Source organism: Arthrobacter sp. T572, assembly GCF_056780115.1.
The window spans coordinates 3007242-3030099 of the sequence record NZ_JBRAZQ010000002.1; the positions used below are offsets into that span (position 1 = coordinate 3007242).

Genomic DNA, 22858 nt, shown 5'->3' on the forward strand with positions numbered 1-22858 from the left:
GGCGTTCTACCTGTTCTTGTTGGCTCGATTGATCCGTTTTGCGCGGTCGATCTCGTTGCGGAAATACTTCCGGCCCCACAGCACGGTTGCGCCAATTCCGGCAATGACTGCCAGGACGATCAGGAATTCCATGATGCTCCTCTCCTGTCAGCAACCTTAGCGGATGCGGTCGGGGCGCGACTCCACGTGGTAGCCCGGGGACTCCTGGGCCCCGTCCGGCGCAGCGGGTGGCTTCCTATTCAACCGCCACACAGCTACAACGATCAGGGCCAGCGCAACCAGTGCCAGCATGGCGAACGCGTAGGACCGCAAGGCCCACATGATGCTGAGAGCCACCCCTGCGGCACCCCACCACACAAACATCCGTTCGGCCAGCAGAAGGCCCGCCACCAGCAGGAGCACATGGGCCGCGAGGACATACACCTGTTGTGACGGCGTGCCACCCAGGACAGTTCCCAAAGAGGTCAGTGCCAAAACGCCCGCCGTCACACCCAAACGCCAGCGCGCTTCGTGCCGCTGGCCCTTGAAATAGCGCAGTCCTGCCAGAACAGCTCCGGCCACCACATACCATTGCGCGGCCCAGAACCACTCCGGGGAACCAACTCCCGCAAAGAGGACCGCCCGTTGCACGGCGGCGAGCGAGACCAATCCCGCGACCTCTCCGGCAAGCCACCTGCCGTGTGGCACTTCGATGACCACGATGACCCCCGCAACCATAACGAGGCCAGCGGCCGTGAGGGCAGTGGGATCGCTCGCAAGCCCAATGGCGGCAGAAGCTGCCAATGCGCCCACCGCAGTACCGGCAAGCCCATTCCGGCGCCAGGGTTGATCCGTGATGCCTGCTCCTCCGAACCAGCGAACCGGATACAGGAGTGCGGCAAGGCCAACACCGCCCACGAGCCAAGGCATGAAAACAGCCCAGGCTCCATTCCCGGGACCCAGCAAACCTTCGGCTGCAGGTACTGCACCCACCAGCGCCGACGGCGCTGCCGCAGCATAAAGCGACGGCATATCCAAAAGGTGGGATGCAACGAACAGCACGAGGGCCAGCACCAAAACCGCCAGACCGGTCAATGAGTAGGACACATCAAGGGTCAGGAGTCCGCCCAGGAGCGTGAACAAGAGAGCGGCAACCAGCCACAACCAACGTTCTGCCGGGACCACCGAACGCGAGGCGGTCCGCTTGCGGCGTTGCAGAAAGGCCTGGGCCCCCACAACGGCCACTGCCAGTCCCAGGAAGACCAGAGGCCCTTGGTATCGGTCAAGGATAGGTTCGGACAGCCACGTATTTGCCGGGAAGGCCACAGCAGGACCGGCGGCCACAACCAGGGCTGCTACGGAGGCCACGCCGAAGTACATGGCACCGCCCAACTCCTGGACACGCCGCATGATCGCTGCGGAAGCCGGGACCAGTGCCAACTCGAGGAGGACCACCCAACGGCCACCGGCGTCGTGATTCCCTATCGCAAGGTACGCCAGCGGCACGGCAAGCTGGGCAGCCAGGACAGCCCACGCAGCCCCACGCTGGTAAGGGAGGTCCCGAAGGCGGCCACGGAAGAGCAGGACCAAAGCCGGTTGCAGCACCAGTACGGTTGCCAAAGCAAGGGAAGCCGCTGCCGGAGAATCCGTCAGATCCGCGGCCAGGACGGTGACCAAAGCAGCGGTCAGGACGCGCGCAGCAACAAGGTACGCCCCCTGTACCCTCCCGGGCTGCACCGCAAACACCATGACGATGCCGTAGAGGGAGAACACGCCCAGCAGGGCCTCGACATCCCCGACGTCGCCGGACCTGAGCAGCAGGAGAAGTGCTAGGGCAGCGGGTGCCATGACCCACGTGGCGGGCACCCTCCGCAGAAAGAATCCCGCAGTCACCGCAGCCGCGGCTGTTACCAGGGCCGCAACCCCCGGCTGCCAGCTGTGTCGGAACAGGGGTGCGCCCCAAACACTGGCTGCCGTGAGGAACGATGCCGCCGCACCCATGACCAGCAGGAGCAAGCCGGCGTCGAGACGGGCGGCGTCCGGCGACCGGCGGCGGGCGGCTGGAAGGAGTGGCAGAAGTAGCTGGCCCGCCGCAAGCAGTACCAGCACCAAAGCCGCCGAAGGAATTTCGCCCCCGATCCGGGGGCTCCATCCATGCCGGCCGGCATCAACGTACGCCGATACCGCGAGGACAGTGGCTGCCCCTCGGGCAAACCACCAGTAGTTCCGGCGTCGGCTGGAGTCGGGGAGGCGAAGCGCCAACAGGACCAGGTATCCGGTCAACGCCAGGAGGACGGCGTTGCCCAGCGTGAGCGAGACCGTCACGAAGCCAATGACACCACCAACTGCCGCCGTGACAGGTCCGAGCAACTCCGCAATGGTTGGCCGAGGGGGTGAAGGCCTGCTTCCAGCTGGCTCCTCCCCGGAAATCCGAGGCCGCAGAACGAGGCACAACCCGGCCAGCAATCCCGCTGCTACCACGGTGGAAACGCCCGCAACCACCAAGGGCTTCCCGGCAGCCCCGTCCAGCCAGGAAAGAACCGGCAACCCGGCCAGTGCGGCACCACCGAAGGAGGCAGCAGAAGCCTGCGGCCCGGCCAACCTGACCCCGCGGTGTTCCAGGACGGCACCCACCACCTGCTGCGCTGCGGAGGCGAGCACCGCGGCCAGGACGACGTATGCACTCCTGTCGGGAGAACCGTCCAGGGCACCCGCGACGATGGCGGGAACCGAGAAGGTCAAGGCCACCCGCGCCGCAAGGACCAAGGGCTTCCGGTACGGTGCCGATATGGCGGCGCGGGCAAACCAGTAAACGGCAGCCGACCCCGCAAAGGCCGCCACGGACCAGGCATCCAGCACGGGGACAAAGGGCACGATGACTGCGAGGACACCGCCGGGAGCAAACTCTGCACCGTGGCCCAGCTTCCAACCACACGCCATGGCAGTCATCATGCAGACGACGAAGGGAAGATAGGTGGGGATACCGGAACCTTGAAGGGCAAGAACCACCGCAAGGACGGCAGCGATGACGCTCTGCAGCCCCAGGCAGGAGACGGCGTCGTTCCACCAAGACCCCGGGATGATCCGGCGCCCAGCCAAGCTGACGCCTACGGCCTGTCCACCCAGCGCGATGACGGCCGCCAGCATGACATAGGTGGCGTCCTCCGAGAGATCCCACACCAGGCCGAGAAGCGCCAAGGTCAAGGCGATACGCGCAGCATGGAAATGCTGGATGCGGTATCGAACGCCTGGGACGGCCACCATCACGGCGAAGTAGGCCCCGCACATTGCCATCACCAGCGGGTACTCCCCCTTGCCCAGCAAATGCGGCATGCACGTTACGGCAACCGCGGCAAGCGGCACCACGAAAGGGTGCAACTGTGCCAACGGCTGCAGGAAGAGCGGAGGTATCCAGCGAGGCTGAACCAGTGCCACGACCGTGGAGATGATGGCGACACCAATGAGTGCGGTGAAGTACCACACGAGTGCCCCGCCCAGGATCGAGACACCCGACCAGGCGGTGGAAACCATGAAGGTGAGCGACAGGAAAGCCAGCACCTTGCTGTCCAACCGGAGCGCGGCATAGACATACGCTCCCGTACCAACCAAAGAGGTGATCAGCCAGGCAGCCGGGCCATGATGGAAGGCAAAGTTGTACATGGCGAGCCCCAGGATGGGCACCAACGCAAGGCCCGTGCCCACGAAGGCCACTGCCGCGGGTTTCAGTCTGGGAACCCGGCGGTGGATGACCAGACCGGCTCCGTAGAAGAGGGCTGTGATGCCGCAAATGCCGGCAAAGCGAAGCGGCACAGGGAGGCTGGTGCCGACGAACAACGCGCCTGCGGCAACCAGCAGCAGGCTGGCAACATACAGGGTGACATTGATGTTTTGCTGGTCGCGTCGCGCCTTGCGGGCGGCAGCCTCCTCCGGTGTTTCCTGCACGGGCGTGAACGGAGCGGGATGGGGTGGCACGGGTCGGGCTGGCGCGGGGCTCACAACAGCCGGCGTGGACGGAGCAAGCTTCGGGGCAGGCGCGAGGCCGTGGGCCGGCTGCGGCACAGGCGTCGCCGGAGGCGGCAATTGCCCGGCAGGAGCTGCCGCGGTCGGCATGGGGAGAGGTGACTGTGGAGCCGGCAGCGGCAACCCACCGCTGCCAGGAAGCGGCAATGCCGGAAGGTCGGCTGGAGCGGCTGACTGGACCTGGTGCACTCCCCCTGCCTGGTGGCGGCCTGCGGCCGTCACTGCATCACGCCAGCCCGCGAGGTGTCCAGCCAGGTATCCCGCCTGATACGCGGATTCCTGTTCCACTTTCGTTGCCGGGGCGCTCCGCAGCTTGGCCGTGCGGCCCACATGGGACCCCCAGGCGAACCCAATGGAGCCCACTACGGCAACCAGCATCAGAACCAGCAGTGCAGTCATGGCAGACCCTTTCAAAGCACCGGACACAACAAGGAACCGGCGTTTATCCAATCGATAGATAAATCATAACAAAGAAGAACCCCACCGGCGATGCGGTGGGGTTCTTCTGTGGGTAACTTCCGGCTGACCGGAACCTGCCCGATCTACAAGCAGAAACTACTTGATGATCTTGGTAACACGTCCCGAACCAACGGTGCGGCCACCTTCACGGATAGCGAAGCCGAGGCCCTCTTCCATTGCGATCGGCTGGATGAGCTCAACGGTCATCTCAGTGTTGTCGCCGGGCATAACCATTTCCGTGCCTTCGGGCAGGGTGATAACGCCGGTAACGTCCGTCGTACGGAAGTAGAACTGCGGGCGGTAGTTCGAGTAGAACGGGTTGTGACGTCCGCCTTCGTCCTTGGAAAGGATGTAGACGTTGGCCTCGAAGTCGGTGTGCGGGGTGATGGAACCCGGCTTGACGACAACCTGGCCACGCTCGACATCGTCGCGCTTGAGGCCACGGAGCAGGAGGCCACAGTTCTCGCCGGCCCATGCTTCGTCGAGCTGCTTGTGGAACATCTCGATACCGGTAACCGTGGTCTTCTGGATCGGGCGGATGCCGACGATCTCGACCTCGGAGTTGATGGCGAGGGTACCACGCTCGGCGCGGCCCGTAACAACGGTGCCACGGCCGGTGATGGTGAAGACGTCTTCGATCGGCATCAGGAACGGCTTGTCGCGGTCACGAACGGGGTCCGGAACAGACTCGTCGACAGCTGCCATCAGGTCCTGGACGGACTTGACCCAAACCGGGTCGCCTTCCAGTGCCTTCAGACCGGAAACGCGAACGACGGGAGCGTCGTCACCGTCGAAGCCCTGCGAGCTCAGGAGCTCACGAACTTCCATTTCAACGAGGTCGAGGAGTTCCTCGTCCTCAACCATGTCGGACTTGTTCAGTGCGACCAGCAGGTAGGGAACACCAACCTGGCGGGCGAGCAGAACGTGCTCACGGGTCTGGGCCATCGGACCATCGGTAGCGGCAACCACGAGGATTGCGCCGTCCATCTGGGCAGCACCGGTGATCATGTTCTTGATGTAGTCAGCGTGACCGGGGGCGTCAACGTGTGCGTAGTGACGCTTCTCGGTCTGGTACTCCACGTGGGAGATGTTGATGGTAATACCGCGCTGGCGCTCTTCCGGAGCAGAGTCGATGGACGCGAAGTCGCGCTGCTCGTTGAGATCCGGGTACTGGTCGTACAGCACCTTGGAAATGGCGGCAGTCAGCGTCGTCTTACCGTGGTCAACGTGACCAATGGTGCCGATGTTGACGTGCGGCTTAGTCCGCTCGAACTTTGCCTTTGCCACAGGTTCCTCCTAGAACGATTTCAAGTGACGTGCTCCTCGGCCGCGCTTTTCGCGGCAGAAACTCTAGCAAGTCTACTTGGGGGCTTGGTTTTGGTGAAATTGCAGATTCAGGAACCAATGGTAGTTCCTAGAGCCTGTTCGCGCAGGGGGCCGGGCCGCGGTTTCCACCGCGGCCCCGCCTACTGCACTGTGATGCCTTCCCGGAACCGGAACTGCATCCGATCCGGGTGATTACTCGCCGCGGGTCTTCTGGATGATCTCGTCGGCAACAGCCTTCGGGACCTCCGCGTAGCTGTCGAACGTCATCGAGTACACAGCGCGACCCTGGGTCTTGGACCGCAGGTCACCGATGTAGCCGAACATTTCGGACAGCGGCACGTTCGCACGGACCACCTTCACGCCGGCAGCATCTTCCATGGACTGGATCATGCCACGGCGGGAGTTGAGGTCACCGATCACGTCACCCATGTATTCCTCAGGGGTACGGACCTCGACGGCCATCAGGGGTTCGAGCAGGACAGGGTTCGCCTTGCGGGCGCCTTCCTTGAACACCTGGGAACCGGCGATCTTGAACGCCATTTCGGAGGAGTCGACATCGTGGTAGGCACCGTCGAGCAGGATCGCCTTGACGCCCACCATCGGGTAACCGGCCAGGATACCGAACTGCATGGCGTCCTGGATACCAGCGTCAACGGAGGGGATGTATTCACGCGGAATACGGCCACCGGTGACCTTGTTCTCGAACTCGTAGAACGTGCCGTCCGTGGTTTCCAGCGGCTCGAAGGAGACCTGGACCTTTGCGAACTGGCCCGAGCCACCGGTCTGCTTCTTGTGGGTGAAGTCGACCTTCTCCACAGCGCGCTTGATGGTTTCGCGGTAGGCAACCTGCGGCTTGCCGACGTTTGCCTCGACCTTGAATTCACGGCGCATACGGTCAACGAGGATGTCCAGGTGAAGTTCACCCATACCTGCGATAACGGTCTGGCCGGTCTCTTCGTTGAGGGACACCTGGAAGGTGGGGTCCTCGGCGGAGAGCTTCTGGATAGCCGTGGAGAGCTTCTCCTGGTCACCCTTGGTGTTCGGCTCGATCGCAACCGAGATCACGGGCTCCGGGAAGCTCATGGACTCGAGGACGATCTGGTTGGCGGGATCGCACAGGGTGTCACCGGTGGTGGTGTCCTTCAGGCCGATCGCAGCGTAGATGTGGCCGGCGGTAGCGCCCTCGACAGGCATTTCCTTGTTGGCGTGCATCTGGAAGAGCTTGCCGATGCGCTCCTTCTTGCCCTTGGTGGAGTTGACCACCTGCGCACCGGAATCAACGTGACCGGAGTACACGCGGATGAAGGTGAGCTGGCCGAAGAAGGGGTGTGCGGCGATCTTGAACGCAAGAGCGGAGAACGGCTCGTCAGCGGAGGGCTTACGGGTCAGTTCCTTCTCTTCGTCGCGGGGATCGTGGCCGATCATCGCGGGAACGTCCAGCGGGTTCGGCAGGAAGTCCACAACAGCGTCAAGCATCGGCTGGACACCGCGGTTCTTGAAGGCAGAACCACAGAAGACCGGGTAGAGCTCGGAGTTGATGGTCATCTTGCGGATGCCGGCCTTGAGCTCTTCGAGGGTGAGTTCTTCACCTTCGAGGTACTTCTCCATGAGTTCCTCGGATGCCTCGGCAACAGTCTCAACGAGCTGTGCGCGGTATTCCTCGGCCTTTTCCTTGAGGTCGGCAGGAATTTCCTGGACCTCGTAGGAAGCACCCATGGTGACGTCGCCCTTGGCGTCGCCAGGCCAAACCAGCGCGCGCATTTCAAGGAGGTCGACGACGCCCACGAAGTCGTTCTCGGCACCGATCGGCAGCTGCATGACCAGCGGCTTGGCGCCGAGGCGGGAGATGATGGTGTCCACGGTGAAGTAGAAGTCAGCGCCCAGCTTGTCCATCTTGTTGACGAAGCAGATACGCGGGACGTTGTACTTGTCAGCCTGGCGCCAAACAGTCTCGGACTGCGGCTCCACGCCTTCCTTGCCGTCGAACACTGCAACTGCACCGTCGAGGACGCGCAGGGAGCGCTCAACCTCAACCGTGAAGTCCACGTGGCCCGGGGTGTCGATGATGTTGATCTGGTTCTTGTTCCAGAAGCAGGTCACGGCCGCGGACGTGATGGTGATGCCGCGTTCCTTTTCCTGTTCCATCCAGTCGGTCGTCGAAGCACCGTCGTGTGTCTCGCCGATCTTGTGGTTCACGCCTGTGTAGAACAGAATGCGCTCGGTAGTAGTGGTCTTGCCGGCATCGATGTGGGCCATGATGCCGATGTTGCGGACCTTGTTAAGGTCGGTAAGCACGTCCTGTGCCACGGGGTCTCCCTTTCGGATGGGCTACACGTTCGCCGCCGGCTCATTGAGCCGGCGGCGTCCGGGAAGTTTTTACCAGCGGTAGTGTGCGAAGGCCTTGTTGGACTCGGCCATCTTGTGGGTGTCTTCGCGACGCTTCACAGCGGCACCGAGACCGTTCGATGCATCCAGGATTTCGTTCTGGAGACGCTCGGTCATCGTCTTTTCACGGCGGGCCTTGGAGTAGCCCACGAGCCAACGCAGTGCGAGGGCGGTGGAGCGACCCGGCTTGACCTCAACCGGAACCTGGTAGGTGGCGCCACCAACACGGCGGGAACGCACCTCGAGGGAAGGCTTGACGTTGTCCATGGCCTTCTTCAGGGCTGCGACGGGGTCGCCGCCCGTCTTGGCACGGGCACCTTCGAGGGCACCGTAAACGATGCGCTCTGCGGTGGACTTCTTGCCGTCGATCAGGACCTTGTTGATCAGCTGCGTGACCAACGGGGAGCCGTAGACGGGATCTGAAACGAGCGGCCGCTTGGGGGCCGGACCCTTGCGAGGCATATTACTTCTTCTCCATCTTTGCGCCGTAGCGGCTGCGGGCCTGCTTGCGGTTCTTGACACCCTGGGTGTCGAGGGCACCGCGGACGATCTTGTAGCGGACACCCGGGAGGTCCTTCACACGACCACCACGGACGAGCACGATGGAGTGCTCCTGCAGGTTGTGGCCAACACCGGGGATGTAGGCGGTAACTTCAACGCCACCGTTAAGGCGCACACGTGCAACCTTACGAAGAGCCGAGTTCGGCTTCTTCGGAGTGGTGGTGTAAACGCGGGTGCAAACACCGCGGCGCATCGGGCTGCCCTTCAGCGCGGGAGCCTTGGTCTTGGAGACCTTCGGCGTGCGGCCCTTGCGGACCAGCTGGTTAATCGTAGGCACTTTCGTGTTCTCCGTTGTTTGATCTCTGCCCCCACACACAGGCGCCAGCCGGTGCTCAGTGGGAACTTTGGCGTTGCTCATGCAGCCAGCGAATCTACCGGTAGGCGTGCAAAAGTGCGGCATTCGTTGCGCAAGTTGCCCGCAACCCGGAAACAGGCTCCACACCCAACACCATGAGAACAAAACCAAAATGATGTTGCGGCGGCCTTCATCCACTGCCACACAGAACAATTACGAATAGTCTAGCACGGCTTGATCTGCCGCCTTAATCGGGTGTATGGAGGCCCGACGGCGGCAGCCAGGTACCGCCGTCGGGCCTCCACTCCCCCGGGTCACCGGCCGCAACGGCCCGCTTAACGGAACCAGGCCCCGCACTCCGAAGAGTGCGGGGCCCGGCCTTCAATCATTGGCTACTGCCGCCGATGTCAGCGGAAGTCGTTGCCGAGATCGTAGTCATCCAGCGGGATGGCGTGGAACTCGGGAGCACCGTCGCCGCCCAGGGCGTCATAGGAGAAGTCGGTGAAAGCGCTGGGGCCCGTGAACAGGCTTGCCTTTGCTTCCTCCGTCGGCTCCACCGTGACCTGGGTGTAGCGGGGCAGGCCCGTACCGGCCGGGATGAGCTTACCGATGATGACGTTCTCCTTGAGGCCGAGCAACGGATCGCTCTTGCCTTCCATGGCCGCCTGCGTCAGGACGCGGGTGGTCTCCTGGAACGATGCTGCGGACAGCCAGGACTCGGTCGCCAAGGAGGCCTTGGTGATACCCATGAGTTCCGGACGGCCGGAAGCCGGTGCCTTGCCCTCGGACACAACGCGGCGGTTCTCGTCCTCGAAGCGGGCGCGCTCTGCCAGCTCACCGGGGAGCAGCTCGGAGTCGCCGGACTCGATGACGGTCACTCGGCGCAGCATCTGGCGGACGATGACTTCGACGTGCTTGTCGTGGATACCAATACCCTGGCTGCGGTAAACGCCCTGCACTTCGTCCACGAGGAACTTCTGTGCCGCACGCGGACCCATGATGCGCAGAACCTGCTTCGGGTCCACCGGACCGTTGATCAGCTTCTGGCCGACACTGACGTGCTCGCCGTCCTCGATGAGGAGGCGGGAACGGCGCAGTACCGGGTAGGCAATCTCTTCGGAGCCATCGTCCGGAGTGATCACCAGGCGCATCTGGCGCTCGGACTCTTCGATGGTGATACGGCCGGCTGCTTCCGCAATCGGGGCCACACCCTTCGGAGTACGGGCTTCGAACAGTTCCTGGATACGGGGCAGACCCTGGGTGATGTCATCGCCACCACCGGCGGAAACAGCACCACCGGTGTGGAACGTACGCATGGTCAGCTGGGTACCGGGCTCACCGATGGACTGTGCGGCAATGATGCCCACGGCCTCGCCGATGTCCACGGTCTTGCCGGTGGCCAGCGAACGGCCGTAGCAGAGTGCACAGGTACCAACCTTGGACTCACAGGTGAGTACGGAGCGGACCTTGACCTCGGTGATGCCTGCCGCCAGCAGCTGGCCGATCACGACGTCGCCGCAGTCGGTGCCGGCCGGAGCCAGGACGTTGCCCTGGGCATCCACGACGTCGACAGCCAGCGTACGTGCGTAGGCGCTGTTCTCGACGTTCTCGTCCAGGACGAGCTCACCGTTGGAATCCGGCACGGCGATCGGGGTGACCAGACCGCGCTCGGTGCCACAGTCCTCTTCACGGACGATGACGTCCTGCGAAACGTCCACCAGACGACGGGTCAGGTAACCCGAGTTGGCGGTACGCAGGGCGGTGTCGGCCAGACCCTTACGGGCACCGTGCGTGGCGATGAAGTATTCCAGCACCGACAGGCCCTCACGGTAGGAGGACTTGATCGGACGCGGGATGATCTCACCCTTCGGGTTGGCCACAAGACCACGGATACCCGCAATCTGGCGGACCTGCATCCAGTTACCACGGGCACCGGAGGACACCATGCGGTTAATGGTGTTCATCGGGGACAGGCTGTCACGCATTGCCTGGGCGATCTCGTTGGTTGCCTTGTTCCAGATCTCGATCAGTTCCTGGCGACGCTCGTCGTCGTCGATCAGGCCCTTGTCGTACTGGCCCTGGATCTTGGCAGCCATGTTCTCGTAACCGGCGAGGATGCCCGGCTTGGTGTCCGGAACCTCGATGTCGGAGATTGCCACAGTGACACCCGAACGGGTTGCCCAGTAGAAACCGGCATCCTTCAGGTTGTCCAGCGTTGCAGCCGTGACGACCTTCGGGTAACGCTCGGCGAGGTCGTTGACGATCCGGGACAGCTCACCCTTGTCCGCAACAGCCTCAACCCACGGGTAGTCCTCGGGCAGGGTCTGGTTGAAGATGACCTGGCCCAGGGAGGTTTCAACGAGCGCCGGCTGGCCGGGCTCCCAACCTTCCGGAGCTTCCCAACCTGCGTAAGGAACGAAGTTCTCCAAGCGGATCTTCACCTGGGAGTTCAGGTGCAGTTCGCGGGCGTCGTAGGCCATGATGGCTTCCGACACAGAGGAGAACACGCGGCCTTCGCCGGCGGAGCCGACGCGCTTGGTGGTCAGGTGGTACAGGCCGATGATCATATCCTGCGAAGGCAGGGTCACCGGACGGCCATCGGAGGGCTTCAGGATGTTGTTCGAGGACAGCATCAGGATGCGGGCTTCGGCCTGGGCTTCGGGGCTCAGCGGCAGGTGGACTGCCATCTGGTCGCCGTCGAAGTCAGCGTTGAAGGCGCCACATACCAGCGGGTGAAGCTGGATTGCCTTGCCTTCAACAAGCTGCGGTTCGAAGGCCTGGATGCCGAGGCGGTGCAGGGTAGGTGCACGGTTGAGCAGCACCGGGTGTTCGGTGATGATCTCTTCGAGCACATCCCAGACCTGCGGGCGGTAGCGCTCGACCATGCGCTTTGCCGACTTGATGTTCTGCGCGTGGTTGAGGTCAACCAGGCGCTTCATCACGAACGGCTTGAAGAGCTCCAGTGCCATCTGCTTGGGCAGGCCACACTGGTGCAGCTTCAGCTGCGGGCCGACAACAATCACCGAACGGCCGGAGTAGTCGACGCGTTTGCCGAGCAGGTTCTGGCGGAAACGGCCCTGCTTGCCCTTGAGCATGTCGCTCAGGGACTTCAGCGGACGGTTGCCCGGACCGGTGACCGGACGGCCACGGCGGCCGTTGTCGAAGAGGCTGTCAACAGCTTCCTGAAGCATGCGCTTCTCGTTGTTGACGATGATCTCCGGAGCACCAAGGTCAAGCAGGCGCTTGAGTCGGTTGTTGCGGTTGATCACACGGCGGTAGAGGTCGTTGAGGTCGGAGGTCGCGAAGCGGCCACCGTCCAGCTGGACCATCGGGCGCAGTTCCGGCGGGATCACCGGGACGGCGTCGAGAACCATGCCGAGCGGGCTGTTGTTGGTGGTCAGGAACGCGTTGACGACCTTGAGGCGCTTGAGGGCACGGGTCTTGCGCTGGCCCTTGCCGTTCTGGATGACATCGCGCAATGCCTCGGCTTCAGCCTGCATGTCGAAGGTCTCAAGGCGCTTCTTGATGGCCTCGGCACCCATGGAACCTTCGAAGTACATGCCGTAGCGGTCACGCAGTTCGCGGTACAGGCCTTCGTCACCTTCGAGGTCTGCGACCTTGAGGTTCTTGAAGCGGTCCCAGACCTGCTCCAGGCGCTCGATGTCGGCGTCGGCACGCTTGCGGACGTTCGCCATCTGGCGGTCGGCGGAGTCGCGGGCCTTCTTCTTGTCGGCACCCTTGGCACCTTCGCCTTCAAGACGGGCAAGCTCGTCTTCAAGGTCGCGGGCGATCTGGGCGATGTCGCTGTCGCGGTTGTCCACGAGCTGCTTCTTCTCGAGATCGTGCTCGACCTGGAGGTTGGGCAGCTCAGCGTGGCGGTTTTCCTCGTCGACGCTGGTGATCATGTAGGCAGCGAAGTAGATGACCTTTTCGAGGTCCTTCGGTGCCAGGTCCAGGAGGTAGCCAAGGCGCGACGGAACACCCTTGAAGTACCAGATGTGGGTAACGGGAGCGGCGAGCTCGATGTGGCCCATGCGCTCACGGCGTACCTTGGCGCGGGTAACTTCGACGCCACAGCGCTCACAGATGATGCCCTTGAAGCGGACGCGCTTGTACTTGCCGCAGTAGCATTCCCAGTCACGGGAAGGTCCGAAGATCTTCTCGCAGAAAAGACCGTCCTTCTCGGGCTTGAGAGTGCGGTAGTTGATGGTTTCCGGCTTCTTGACCTCACCGTATGACCAGCCACGGATGTCTTCCGCGGTGGCGAGGCCGATCTGCATGAGGCCGAAGGAGGATTCGCTGGACATGTGGTCCCTGTTCTCTCTTGTTCTCTAAATTCTGAAGTCTTGGTTACGGAAAGAGGGAGCTGCTCCGGCGGGCAGCGTTCAACTGCGGCCCGCCGGAACGGCCGCTAGACCTCTTCTACGGAACTGGGCTCTGCGCGGGACAGATCGATTCCCAGTTCTTCCGCAGCCGTGAAGACTGCGTCATCAGAGTCACGCATCTCGATGGTGGTTCCGTCAGTGGAAAGAACTTCCACGTTCAGGCACAGCGACTGCATTTCCTTGATCAAGACCTTGAAGGACTCCGGAACGCCAGGTTCGGGGATGTTCTCGCCCTTGACGATTGCTTCGTAGACCTTCACACGACCATGGATGTCATCGGACTTGATCGTGAGCAGTTCCTGAAGGGTGTAGGCGGCGCCGTAAGCTTCGAGCGCCCACACTTCCATTTCACCGAAGCGCTGGCCACCGAACTGTGCCTTACCACCCAGCGGCTGCTGCGTGATCATGGAGTACGGACCGGTGGAGCGTGCGTGGATCTTGTCGTCCACCAGGTGGTGGAGCTTCAGGATGTACATGTAACCGACGGAGATCGGGTCCGGGAACGGCTCGCCGGAGCGGCCGTCGAACAGACGGGTCTTGCCGGAGGAGTCGATCAGGCGGTCGCCGTCGCGGGTCACGTTGGTGGAGTCAAGCAGGCCCGTGATTTCTTCTTCGCGGGCGCCGTCGAACACCGGGGTGGCAACGGTGGTCTGGCCGGTTTCACGAGGCAGGTTCGGGAGGTTCTTGACCCACTCCGGCTCGCCTTCGATCTTCCAACCGGTCTTGGCAACCCAGCCGAGGTGGGTTTCCAGGACCTGGCCAACGTTCATACGACCCGGAACACCAAGCGGGTTCAGGACGATGTCCACCGGGGTGCCGTCTGCAAGGAAGGGCATGTCCTCGACCGGAAGGATCTTGGAGATAACACCCTTGTTGCCGTGGCGGCCGGCGAGCTTGTCGCCGTCGGTGATCTTGCGCTTGGCTGCCACGTAGACGCGGACCAGCTGGTTCACGCCCGGGGGCAGTTCGTCGTCGTTGTCGCGGTCGAAGACGCGCACGCCGATGACCGTGCCCGACTCGCCGTGGGGCACCTTCAGGGAGGTGTCGCGGACTTCGCGGGACTTCTCACCGAAGATGGCGCGGAGCAGGCGCTCCTCCGGGGTCAGTTCGGTTTCACCCTTCGGGGTGACCTTTCCGACCAGGATGTCGCCGGCTTCAACCTCGGCACCGATGTGGATGATGCCACGCTCGTCCAGTCCTGCGAGGACTTCCTCGGACACGTTCGGGATGTCACGGGTGATTTCCTCGGCACCAAGCTTGGTGTCGCGGGCATCGATCTCGTGCTCCTCGATGTGGATGGAGGAAAGGACGTCCTCGGCGACGATGCGCTGGGACAGGATGATGGCGTCCTCGAAGTTGTGGCCTTCCCAGGACATGAATGCCACGAGGAGGTTCTTGCCGAGGGCGAGCTCACCCTGGTCCGTTGCCGGGCCGTCGGCGATGATGCCGCCAACTTCCAGGCGCTGGCCTTCGTTCACCAGGACACGGTGGTTGTAGCAGTTGCCCTGGTTGGAGCGGGCGAACTTGTTGATGCGGTAGTTGGTCTCCGTGCCGTCGTCATTGAGCATGACAACCAGCTCGGCGGAAACCTCGGTGACCACACCGGCCTTCTTGGCGATGACAACGTCACCGGCGTCGACTGCTGCAGCGCGCTCCATGCCGGTACCCACGAACGGGGCCTCGGAACGGACCAGCGGCACAGCCTGGCGCTGCATGTTGGCACCCATGAGTGCACGGTTGGCGTCGTCGTGCTCGAGGAACGGGATCAGGGCCGTTGCCACGGACACCATCTGGCGCGGGGAAACGTCCATGTACTGGACGTCCTCGGCGGGAACCAGGACGGGCTCGCCTCCACCACCACGGGCACGGACAAGGACAGTCTCTTCGGAGAAGCGCTTGTCGGAGTCCAGGGGCGCGTTGGCCTGGGCAATCAGGACCTCGGCCTCGTCATCAGCGGTGAGGTACTCGACGTCGTCGGAAACAACACCGTTGGACACCTTGCGGTACGGGGTCTCGATGAAGCCGAAGGGGTTGATGCGGCCGTAGGAAGCCAGCGAACCAATCAGACCGATGTTCGGGCCTTCAGGGGTTTCGATCGGGCACATACGTCCGTAGTGGGACGGGTGGACGTCTCGAACTTCCATGCCGGCGCGGTCGCGGGACAGACCACCCGGGCCAAGGGCCGAAAGACGGCGCTTGTGGGTAAGACCCGAGAGCGGGTTGTTCTGGTCCATGAACTGCGACAGCTGGGAGGTTCCGAAGAACTCCTTGATGGCAGCGACAACCGGGCGGATGTTGATCAGGGTCTGCGGCGTGATGGCCTCGACGTCCTGCGTGGTCATGCGTTCGCGGACCACACGCTCCATGCGGGAAAGACCCGTACGGACCTGGTTCTCGATCAGCTCGCCGACAGCGCGGATACGGCGGTTGCCGAAGTGGTCGATGTCGTCGATCTCGACGCGGAGCTCGTGGTCTTCGCCATCGCGCTTGCCCATGATGGTCTTCTCGCCGGCGTGCAGCGCGACGAGGAACTTGATCATGGCAACGATGTCTTCAACGTGCAGGACCGAGGCTTCCTTGTCGCCAAGGGAGCGGTCGATGCCCAGCTTGCGGTTGATCTTGTAGCGGCCAACCTTGGCCAGATCGTAGCGCTTGGGGTTGAAGTACAGGTTGTCCAGCAGGGACTGGGCAGCCTCGACTGTGGGCGGCTCGCCCGGACGCAGCTTGCGGTAGATGTCCAGAAGCGCGTCTTCGCGGGTTTCGGTGGCGTCCTTCTCCAGCGTTGCGCGCATGGAGTCGTACTGGCCGAACTCTTCCAGGATCTGGCCTTCGGTCCAGCCGAGTGCCTTCAGCAGCACGGTGACGGACTGCTTGCGCTTGCGGTCGAGGCGAACGCCGACCTGGTCGCGCTTGTCGATCTCGAGCTCGAACCAGGCGCCACGGGACGGGATGATCTTCGCGGTGAAGATGTCCTTGTCACTGGTCTTGTCCGCAGCGCGCTCGAAGTAGGCGCCCGGCGAACGGACCAGCTGGGAGACGACGACACGCTCGGTGCCGTTAACGACGAACGTTCCCTTTTCAGTCATGAGGGGGAAGTCGCCCATGAACACGGTCTGCTGCTTGATTTCGCCCGTGTTGTTGTTCATGAACTCGGCCTTGACGTACAAGGGAGCCGAGTAGGTGGCGTCACGGTCTTTGCATTCGGCCATGGTGTACTTCGGATCAGCGAACTCCGGCTCGGAGAAGCTCAGGGACATGGTGCCCTGGAAGTCCTCGATCGGGGAGATCTCTTCGAAGATGTCGGCAAGTCCGGAGGTGGTGGCGACGCTGAGGTCACCCTCCTCCACGGCCTTCGCTACGCGTGCCTGCCAGCGTTCGTTTCCGACCAGCCAGTCAAAGCTGTCCGTCTGCAGGGCGAGAAGATTCGGAACATCCAGGGGTTCGTGAATCTTTGCGAATGAGAGGCGGCGGGTGGCACCATCGGTGCTTGCCGTATTAGCGGTTTCGTTATTAGAGGTGCTCGAGGCGACCAAGAGGGATCCTTCCACAGACCTTCAGGCGTTTTCAGATCTCCCCCGTTTGCATCCCGCGGAGTTATCCGCGGCATACTTATCCGGTTCCGCTATATGACCCGGACCCAGCCAGTCCATGACGACTGCACGTTATCCACGGCACGTCAATGGCGCAGCTGAGATTTAAAGCCCACCGCTATATGAAGGCTGAAGGTTAACAGGGAAGACGCAAATATCTACGATACGGCAAAGCAGCCTTCCTGTCTACCCCAGATCGTCTGTGAATGCAAGCACCGTTGCCGCAGGCATCCAAGCGAAGGAATGCAGCGCCCCCGACTTTGGTTGGAAAGGACAGGGTGGAGCGCGCCCCGCGATAGCCTTGGCTACACCACCACCGGACCGGAAGAGGGACCATGACCTACTCTGCTGACGACAATGACGTTGTCGTCCTTGCTGCCTCCCGCACCCCGCAGGGACGCCTCAACGGGCAACTGGCGGCCTTCACCGCCGTCGAGCTTGGCGCCCATGCCATCAGCGCCGCGCTGGCGGCCAGCGGCGTCAAAGCCGAGCAGGTCGACGCGGTGATCATGGGCCAGGTCCTGCAGGCGGGCGCAGGGCAGAACCCGGCCCGGCAGAGCGCTATCGCTGCCGGCGTCGGATGGAACATCCCGGCCGTGACCATCAACAAAGTCTGCCTGTCGGGACTCACTGCGGTCATCGACGCCGCGCGTATGATCCGCAGCGGCGACGCCACGGTAGTGGTGGCCGGCGGCCAGGAATCCATGACGCGTGCTCCACACCTGCTGCCCGGTTCCCGGCAAGGCTGGACGTATGGCGCCATCCAGGCCCTGGACGTGGCCGCCCACGACGGCTTGACCGATGCTTTTGATGGCCAGTCCATGGGCTTGTCCACCGAAAGCAAGAACGTAACGCTCGGCATCGACCGCAAGGCCCAGGACGAAGTGGCAGCGGCATCCCACCAACGCGCCGCTGCCGCCATGGGGAATGGAACGTTCGACGCCGAAATCGCTCCCCTGAGCGTCAAGCAGCGCAAGGGTGATCCCGTGGTGGTCACGACGGACGAGGGTGTCCGCCCGAACACCACGATCGAAACCCTGGCCCCGCTCAAGGCGGCGTTTGCCACGGACGGCACCATTACGGCCGGCAACTCCTCTCCCCTGTCCGACGGCGCCTCCGCACTCGTCCTGACGAGCCGCCGGTTCGCCCGGGACAACGGTCTGGAGTACCTGGCAGTGGTGGGAAAGCCCGGCCAGGTGGCCGGACCTGACAACTCCCTGCATTCACAGCCCTCCAATGCAATCACCCAGGCCTTGAAGAAGGCCGGATGGACCGCCGAGGAGCTGGACTTCATCGAGATCAACGAGGCATTCGGATCGGTAGCCGTCCAGTCCCTCAAGGACCTCGGTTATCCGCTGGAAAAGTGCAACATCCACGGCGGCGCCATTGCCTTGGGCCATCCCATCGGTGCTTCCGGGGCCCGCCTCGCACTGCACGCCGCCCATGAACTCAAGCGCCGGGGAACAGGCAAGGCTGCTGTTTCCCTGTGCGGCGGAGGCGGCCAGGGTGAAGCCCTCCTGCTCTACCGCGACTGACAGGATTCACTGACATGGACAACAGCGAAATGAACGGCGCCCAGCGGTTCCTTGAGGATGCCGCCGCCCGCGGACTGGACGTGGACGTCGTCGAACGTCCCGCTGCGCGCAGCCTTGAAGAGGCGGCCGGCATCCTGGGCATCGAGCCCGGGGACATCGTGAAGTCGCTGGTGGTCAAGCACCGGGACGGGAGCTTCCTCTTCGCCCTCATTCCCGGGGACCGGCAGATCTCCTGGCCCAAGCTGCGGGCACTGGTGGGCGTCAACAAACTGTCCCTCCCCCACGCCGACGTCGCCCTTGCAGCGACCGGCTATGAGCGCGGCACCATCACGCCCCTGGGCAGCACCACCGCCTGGCCTGTGTACGCAGACGCCAGCATCACCGGACGGCGCATCTCCATGGGAGCAGGTGCGCACGGCCGCAGCGCCTTCGTGGACGCAGACGCCCTCACCTCCGCCCTGAACGCCACCGTGGCAGACATCAGCGAACCCAACTAGGTCGCATTTGTGCGCGTTTTCAGCCGTCAAAACGTGCACAAATGCGACCCAGTTGGGTGCTTAAACAGCAGGAAGCCCCGCCCGGCGAACCGGACGGGGCTTCCCCAGCAAAACGAGTTACTTGATGGTAACCGTTGCGCCAGCTTCTTCGAGCTGAGCCTTTGCCTTCTCTGCGGCTTCCTTGTTGGCGCCTTCGAGAACAGCCTTCGGTGCACCGTCGACCAGGTCCTTGGCTTCCTTGAGGCCGAGGGAGGTGATGGCGCGGACTTCCTTGATCACTGCGATCTTCTTGTCGCCAGCGGCTTCGAGGATGACGTCGAATTCGGTCTTCTCTTCAGCAGCTTCAGCACCGGCGCCACCGGCGGCCGGACCGGCAACTGCAACAGCAGCAGCCGTAACTTCGAAGGTCTCTTCGAAGAGCTTGACGAACTCGGAGAGCTCGATGATGGTCAGTTCCTTGAAAGCTTCAATGAGCTCTTCGTTGCTGAGCTTCGCCATGGTGGCGTCCTTCCATTAGGTGGTGCGGATCCGGACGGACCGTTCCTCGCACCGGAGTTTTGATTGGGGGGAGAACTTAGTTCTCTTCGGTTGCAGCGTCGGCAGCGGCCGGTGCTTCTTCAGCAGCCGGAGCTTCCTCGGTTGCAGCCTCTTCTGCCGGTGCTTCTTCAGCGGCCGGTGCAGGTGCGCCGCCCTCTTCTTCAAGCTTGAGGCGCAGGGCATCAATGATGCGTGCAGCAGCGGATGCAGGAGCCTTGAGGACACCGGCAACACGTGCAAGCTGGAACTCGCGGGACTCGAGGGCAGCCAGTGCGGCCACACCCTCGGAGTCAAGTGCCTTGCCTTCGAACAGACCGGTCTTGATGACCAGCTGCTTGTTGGCCTTGGCAAAGTCCGTCAGGCTCTTGGCAGCAGCAACGGCGTCGCCCTTGATGAAGGCGATCGCAGTGGGGCCGGAGAGCTGACCGTCGAATGCATCGACACCAGCTTCCTTGGCTGCGATGGCGCTCAGGGTGTTCTTGACGACCGAGAACTTGGTGTCCTGGCCGAGAGCAACACGGAGTTCCTTGAGCTGCGCAACAGAGAGCCCACGGTATTCGGTCAGGACAGCCGCGGTCGATTCCTTGAAATCGTTGGTGATCTCAGCAACTGCGGAGACCTTGCTAGGCGTTGTCATAACCCTCCTTCCGGGGAATAAAGCCGGTCTTCCGGGTCCCCGCTCATGAGAGCTAAAACTAAAAACGCCCCGCGCAGATGCACGGGGCTTGGCTCAACACAGCTTGGCTGTGGAGACTCAACTCGTTCACCTGCGTTGGCCGCCCTATGTCAGGGTCCTTCGTCAAGGAATTCACCTGGTTCTCACGGGCGTGGCTGCAGAGTTGAGCTGCGCTCGAAAGGGTGGATTCCCATCAACCGACGGTCTTTGGTACTTCAAGGTTACGGGAGAGTCCTGGACATCACCAAATCGGCGCCGTTGCAGCACCCTAATCCGACGATGTCGCCCCGGCCGACCGCTGCGGAAGTTCCTTCTGCCAGAGCCCGGTGACGCCCGCCGTCGTAAATCCCAGCTGCTTGTTGACGGTCAGGAGGTACCGGTTTTCGGGGGCATTCCAGGTGTAGATGACCCTGGCATCCGGGAACTGCTCGCTCAGGCGTTGCATGTTGGCAACCTTGATGAGCAGGCCCAGTTTGTTGCCGCGGTGTTCCTGCAGGACCAGGGTGTCGTCCTGGAACACGACGTCCTGGCGATGGGCCAGCACGCTGATGGTGGTCAGGCCCACCAGCCGCCCGCTGGCTACGTGCTCGACGGCGGTCACCACCGTCCGCCGTCCCTGCGCCAAAGCGGCGTCTTCAGTCTCGCGCAGAACCACGGCGTCGAAGACCATGTCCGCGGGTTCAACGCCGGCCGGTTCCTCGTCGTCGTCCTGGCCGTGGACCACCTCACCCGCGGCATTCTCCAGTTCCGCTACGGCCTCCAGCCATGGTTCAGGGCAGCGGTCCGTCCAATGGTGCAGGGCGTACCGGCCCCCGTTCGCTTCCCCGGCTTCGGCCTGGAGGTCGGCGACGAGCTTGGAGTCCAAGGGCAGGATGCACGAACTGAACTGCTCAATATGCTGCAGGGTGTAGCCGGCCCGCTGGGCGAAGTCCACTTCCCTGCTGCTGACCGGCAGGAACCCTGGGCCACTGCCGGGAATCAGCTGGTCCTCGGGAATCTCTGTCAGGGACGTGGCGGGATGGTTGGTGTCCACCAGGACCATGGTGCGCCCCTCGGCGCGGGCCAGTTGCTCGGCGGCGTCAAGGAGTTGCCTGCCCACGCCCTGGCGCTGGTACTCCGGCAGGATGTCCAGCGTGAATTCAGCCAGATCCAAGTTGTCCGCCAAAGGCAAGGCAATATCCACGGTGCCCACGATCGCACCGTCGATCTTGGCCACCAGGATGATCTGCCGCTCGTACGGATCGGAGAATTCCAGCAGCTTTTCCAAGGGCGTGTACGCGAGGTCGTCACTCCCCCACGTCTCCATCCTGACCCGGCGCCCAACTTCCACGGCGTCCAAAAAATCGCGGGCCTTCGGACTCTCCAGGTTGTCAGGTACCCACAGCTGTTCGATGTGAACAGTCTTCCCCTCGTCTACTGTCATCCCAGCCGTTTCTGCCATTCGCCTTCAAAACCGGAAGGCTTGAATCCAAGGGCGATATTTATGGCCAGCATATGCTGGTTCTCGCTCGCGTTCCATGTCATGACGGACATGGCTTCAGGCCACAGCAACCCCGCGCGGCGGAGGTTGGCCACCTTCAGGAGCATGCCGAGGCTGTGCCCGCGGTGCGCCGGATCCACCAAGGTGTCCTCCTGGTTGATCACGCCGGGCAGGCCGTCCCGGTGTGTCAGGACCGTATACCCGGCCAGCCTGCCACTGGCCTCATGCCGGGCAGCGGCCACAATCTGCTTGATCCCGCCCGCTTCCCAGGTGGCCTCCTCCTGCCTCACCCGGGCGGCGTCCCAAACCTCGCCCTCCCAGCCCAGGCCGGCGATCGGAACCTCCGTGCTCATCAGGCTTTTGAGCCGCGCGAAACCATCCACGAACTCCGCGGGACAGCTTTGCTCCCATCCCACCACGCTGTAGCCCGCCGACTTCGCCACGGCATCGGCCTCGAGCCCGTCAAGGACGTCCGCAGGCACGGGCATGTGCAAGGAACTGCTGGTCTCAACCTGTTCCAGCGAATAGCCGTGATGGACTGCGAACTGGGTGGACGCAGCGTAGCGCGGGACGCCGCCGGTGCCCGATTTCGCGTCCAACAGCGGCGCGCCCGCCAATACGGGACCTATGGGCTCTCCACAGAATCCGTCGAACGAGACCCGGTTGCGGTCCCGCGCCGTCCCCTCCAGCGTCTCCAGGATGGCCGTCCCAATCCCACGGCGCCGGTAGGCGGCGTCGACCTGCACGTCCAGGCCCGCCGTCGTCGTATTCTCGCTGAGCGGAAGGGTCAGCGAACCGCTGCCCACCACTGTGCGGCCGAGCCTGGCCAGGAATACCTGCCGTTCCTCGTACTCGTTGCCCTGCCAAAACACCACGGCCTCCGGGAACGTTGCACAACGATCGGTATCTCCCCAGAGCGCCAACTGGTTCGCAACGTCCAGGTCATGGAAAGCACGGAAGTCGGAGTGCTGCGACTCCTGAGGACTTCGGGGGACAGCGATCCGTTCCACGGTCAGCCCCTTGGATACGGGAAAGTTCGACGCCGGTTCCACGCCTCACAGCCTAAGGCGCACCCTTGCGGCGGGACAAGGAACCCGTCTAGGGCAGCAAAAAGGACCGCCCGGCATGGCCGG

Annotated in this window: 14 protein-coding genes; 2 read left to right on the top strand and 12 right to left on the bottom strand. The window is 63.1% G+C overall.

All coding sequences use genetic code 11. The features are described from left to right. Nucleotides 1–6: 6 nt before the first annotated feature. From ACUYMZ_RS15165 to rpoB, 8 genes are all read right to left on the bottom strand, one after another. Nucleotides 7–132 (bottom strand): hypothetical protein, encoded by a 126-nt coding sequence (locus ACUYMZ_RS15165; protein ID WP_481604202.1) that lies wholly within the window; start codon nt 130–132, stop codon nt 7–9. A 24-nt stretch (nt 133–156) separates the two neighbouring features. Then, nucleotides 157–4398, bottom strand: coding sequence for a hypothetical protein (locus ACUYMZ_RS15170; RefSeq protein ID WP_481604204.1), 4242 nt, complete (start codon nt 4396–4398; stop codon nt 157–159). Nucleotides 4399–4554: 156 nt separating this feature from the next. Further along, a complete protein-coding gene (gene tuf, locus ACUYMZ_RS15175) occupies nt 4555–5745 on the bottom strand; it encodes an elongation factor Tu (protein ID WP_021472401.1) in 1191 nt (396 codons plus the stop codon). A gap of 231 nt (nt 5746–5976) precedes the next feature. Next, complete coding sequence (fusA, locus tag ACUYMZ_RS15180) at nt 5977–8091, bottom strand: elongation factor G (protein ID WP_166183604.1); 2115 nt, start codon at nt 8089–8091, stop codon at nt 5977–5979. Nucleotides 8092–8160: 69 nt separating this feature from the next. After that, the gene (rpsG, locus tag ACUYMZ_RS15185) at nt 8161–8631 is read right to left on the bottom strand and encodes a 30S ribosomal protein S7 (protein WP_021472399.1); all 471 of its coding nucleotides are present in this window, start codon (nt 8629–8631) and stop codon (nt 8161–8163) included. A 1-nt stretch (nt 8632) separates the two neighbouring features. After that, nucleotides 8633–9007 carry a 30S ribosomal protein S12 gene (rpsL, locus tag ACUYMZ_RS15190; protein WP_009358312.1) on the bottom strand — a complete coding sequence of 125 codons (375 nt, stop codon included), beginning with the start codon at nt 9005–9007 and terminating at the stop codon, nt 8633–8635. Nucleotides 9008–9432: 425 nt separating this feature from the next. Continuing rightward, nucleotides 9433–13332, bottom strand: a complete 3900-nt coding sequence (locus tag ACUYMZ_RS15195) for a DNA-directed RNA polymerase subunit beta' (protein WP_426003649.1) — start codon at nt 13330–13332, stop codon at nt 9433–9435. A 104-nt stretch (nt 13333–13436) separates the two neighbouring features. Then, nucleotides 13437–16943 (bottom strand): DNA-directed RNA polymerase subunit beta, encoded by a 3507-nt coding sequence (gene rpoB / locus ACUYMZ_RS15200; protein WP_426003651.1) that lies wholly within the window; start codon nt 16941–16943, stop codon nt 13437–13439. A gap of 392 nt (nt 16944–17335) precedes the next feature. Between rpoB and ACUYMZ_RS15205 the strand changes: the two genes are divergently transcribed. Then, nucleotides 17336–18535 carry an acetyl-CoA C-acetyltransferase gene (locus ACUYMZ_RS15205; protein WP_481604208.1) on the top strand — a complete coding sequence of 400 codons (1200 nt, stop codon included), beginning with the start codon at nt 17336–17338 and terminating at the stop codon, nt 18533–18535. 14 nt (nt 18536–18549) lie between these two features. After that, nucleotides 18550–19032, top strand: a complete 483-nt coding sequence (locus ACUYMZ_RS15210) for an aminoacyl-tRNA deacylase (RefSeq protein ID WP_426003654.1) — start codon at nt 18550–18552, stop codon at nt 19030–19032. Nucleotides 19033–19149: 117 nt separating this feature from the next. Here the strand turns inward: ACUYMZ_RS15210 and rplL are convergent, their stop codons facing one another. From rplL to ACUYMZ_RS15230, 4 genes are all read right to left on the bottom strand, one after another. After that, entirely contained in the window at nt 19150–19530 is a 381-nt protein-coding gene (gene rplL, locus ACUYMZ_RS15215; RefSeq protein WP_426003655.1) for a 50S ribosomal protein L7/L12, read from the bottom strand. A 76-nt stretch (nt 19531–19606) separates the two neighbouring features. After that, on the bottom strand, nt 19607–20206 hold the full coding sequence (rplJ, locus tag ACUYMZ_RS15220; protein WP_426003656.1) for a 50S ribosomal protein L10: 600 nt from the start codon (nt 20204–20206) through the stop codon (nt 19607–19609). A gap of 307 nt (nt 20207–20513) precedes the next feature. Continuing rightward, nucleotides 20514–21686: a GNAT family N-acetyltransferase gene (locus ACUYMZ_RS15225; RefSeq protein WP_481604211.1), complete on the bottom strand. Its 1173-nt coding sequence runs from the start codon at nt 21684–21686 to the stop codon at nt 20514–20516. After that, a complete protein-coding gene (locus ACUYMZ_RS15230; RefSeq protein ID WP_481604213.1) occupies nt 21665–22777 on the bottom strand; it encodes a GNAT family N-acetyltransferase in 1113 nt (370 codons plus the stop codon). The genes ACUYMZ_RS15225 and ACUYMZ_RS15230 overlap by 22 nt, the downstream gene beginning before the upstream one ends. Between the last annotated feature and the right edge of the window lie 81 nt (nt 22778–22858).

Coding starts and splice junctions, on each gene's coding strand:
- ACUYMZ_RS15225 (WP_481604211.1), bottom strand. CDS start 21,686: ATGGCAGAAACGGCTGGGATGACAGTAGACGAGGGGAAGACTGTTCAC.
- rplL (WP_426003655.1), bottom strand. CDS start 19,530: ATGGCGAAGCTCAGCAACGAAGAGCTCATTGAAGCTTTCAAGGAACTG.
- rplJ (WP_426003656.1), bottom strand. CDS start 20,206: ATGACAACGCCTAGCAAGGTCTCCGCAGTTGCTGAGATCACCAACGAT.
- ACUYMZ_RS15210 (WP_426003654.1), top strand. CDS start 18,550: ATGGACAACAGCGAAATGAACGGCGCCCAGCGGTTCCTTGAGGATGCC.
- ACUYMZ_RS15195 (WP_426003649.1), bottom strand. CDS start 13,332: ATGTCCAGCGAATCCTCCTTCGGCCTCATGCAGATCGGCCTCGCCACC.
- ACUYMZ_RS15165 (WP_481604202.1), bottom strand. CDS start 132: ATGGAATTCCTGATCGTCCTGGCAGTCATTGCCGGAATTGGCGCAACC.
- rpsG (WP_021472399.1), bottom strand. CDS start 8,631: ATGCCTCGCAAGGGTCCGGCCCCCAAGCGGCCGCTCGTTTCAGATCCC.
- ACUYMZ_RS15170 (WP_481604204.1), bottom strand. CDS start 4,398: ATGACTGCACTGCTGGTTCTGATGCTGGTTGCCGTAGTGGGCTCCATT.
- ACUYMZ_RS15205 (WP_481604208.1), top strand. CDS start 17,336: ATGACCTACTCTGCTGACGACAATGACGTTGTCGTCCTTGCTGCCTCC.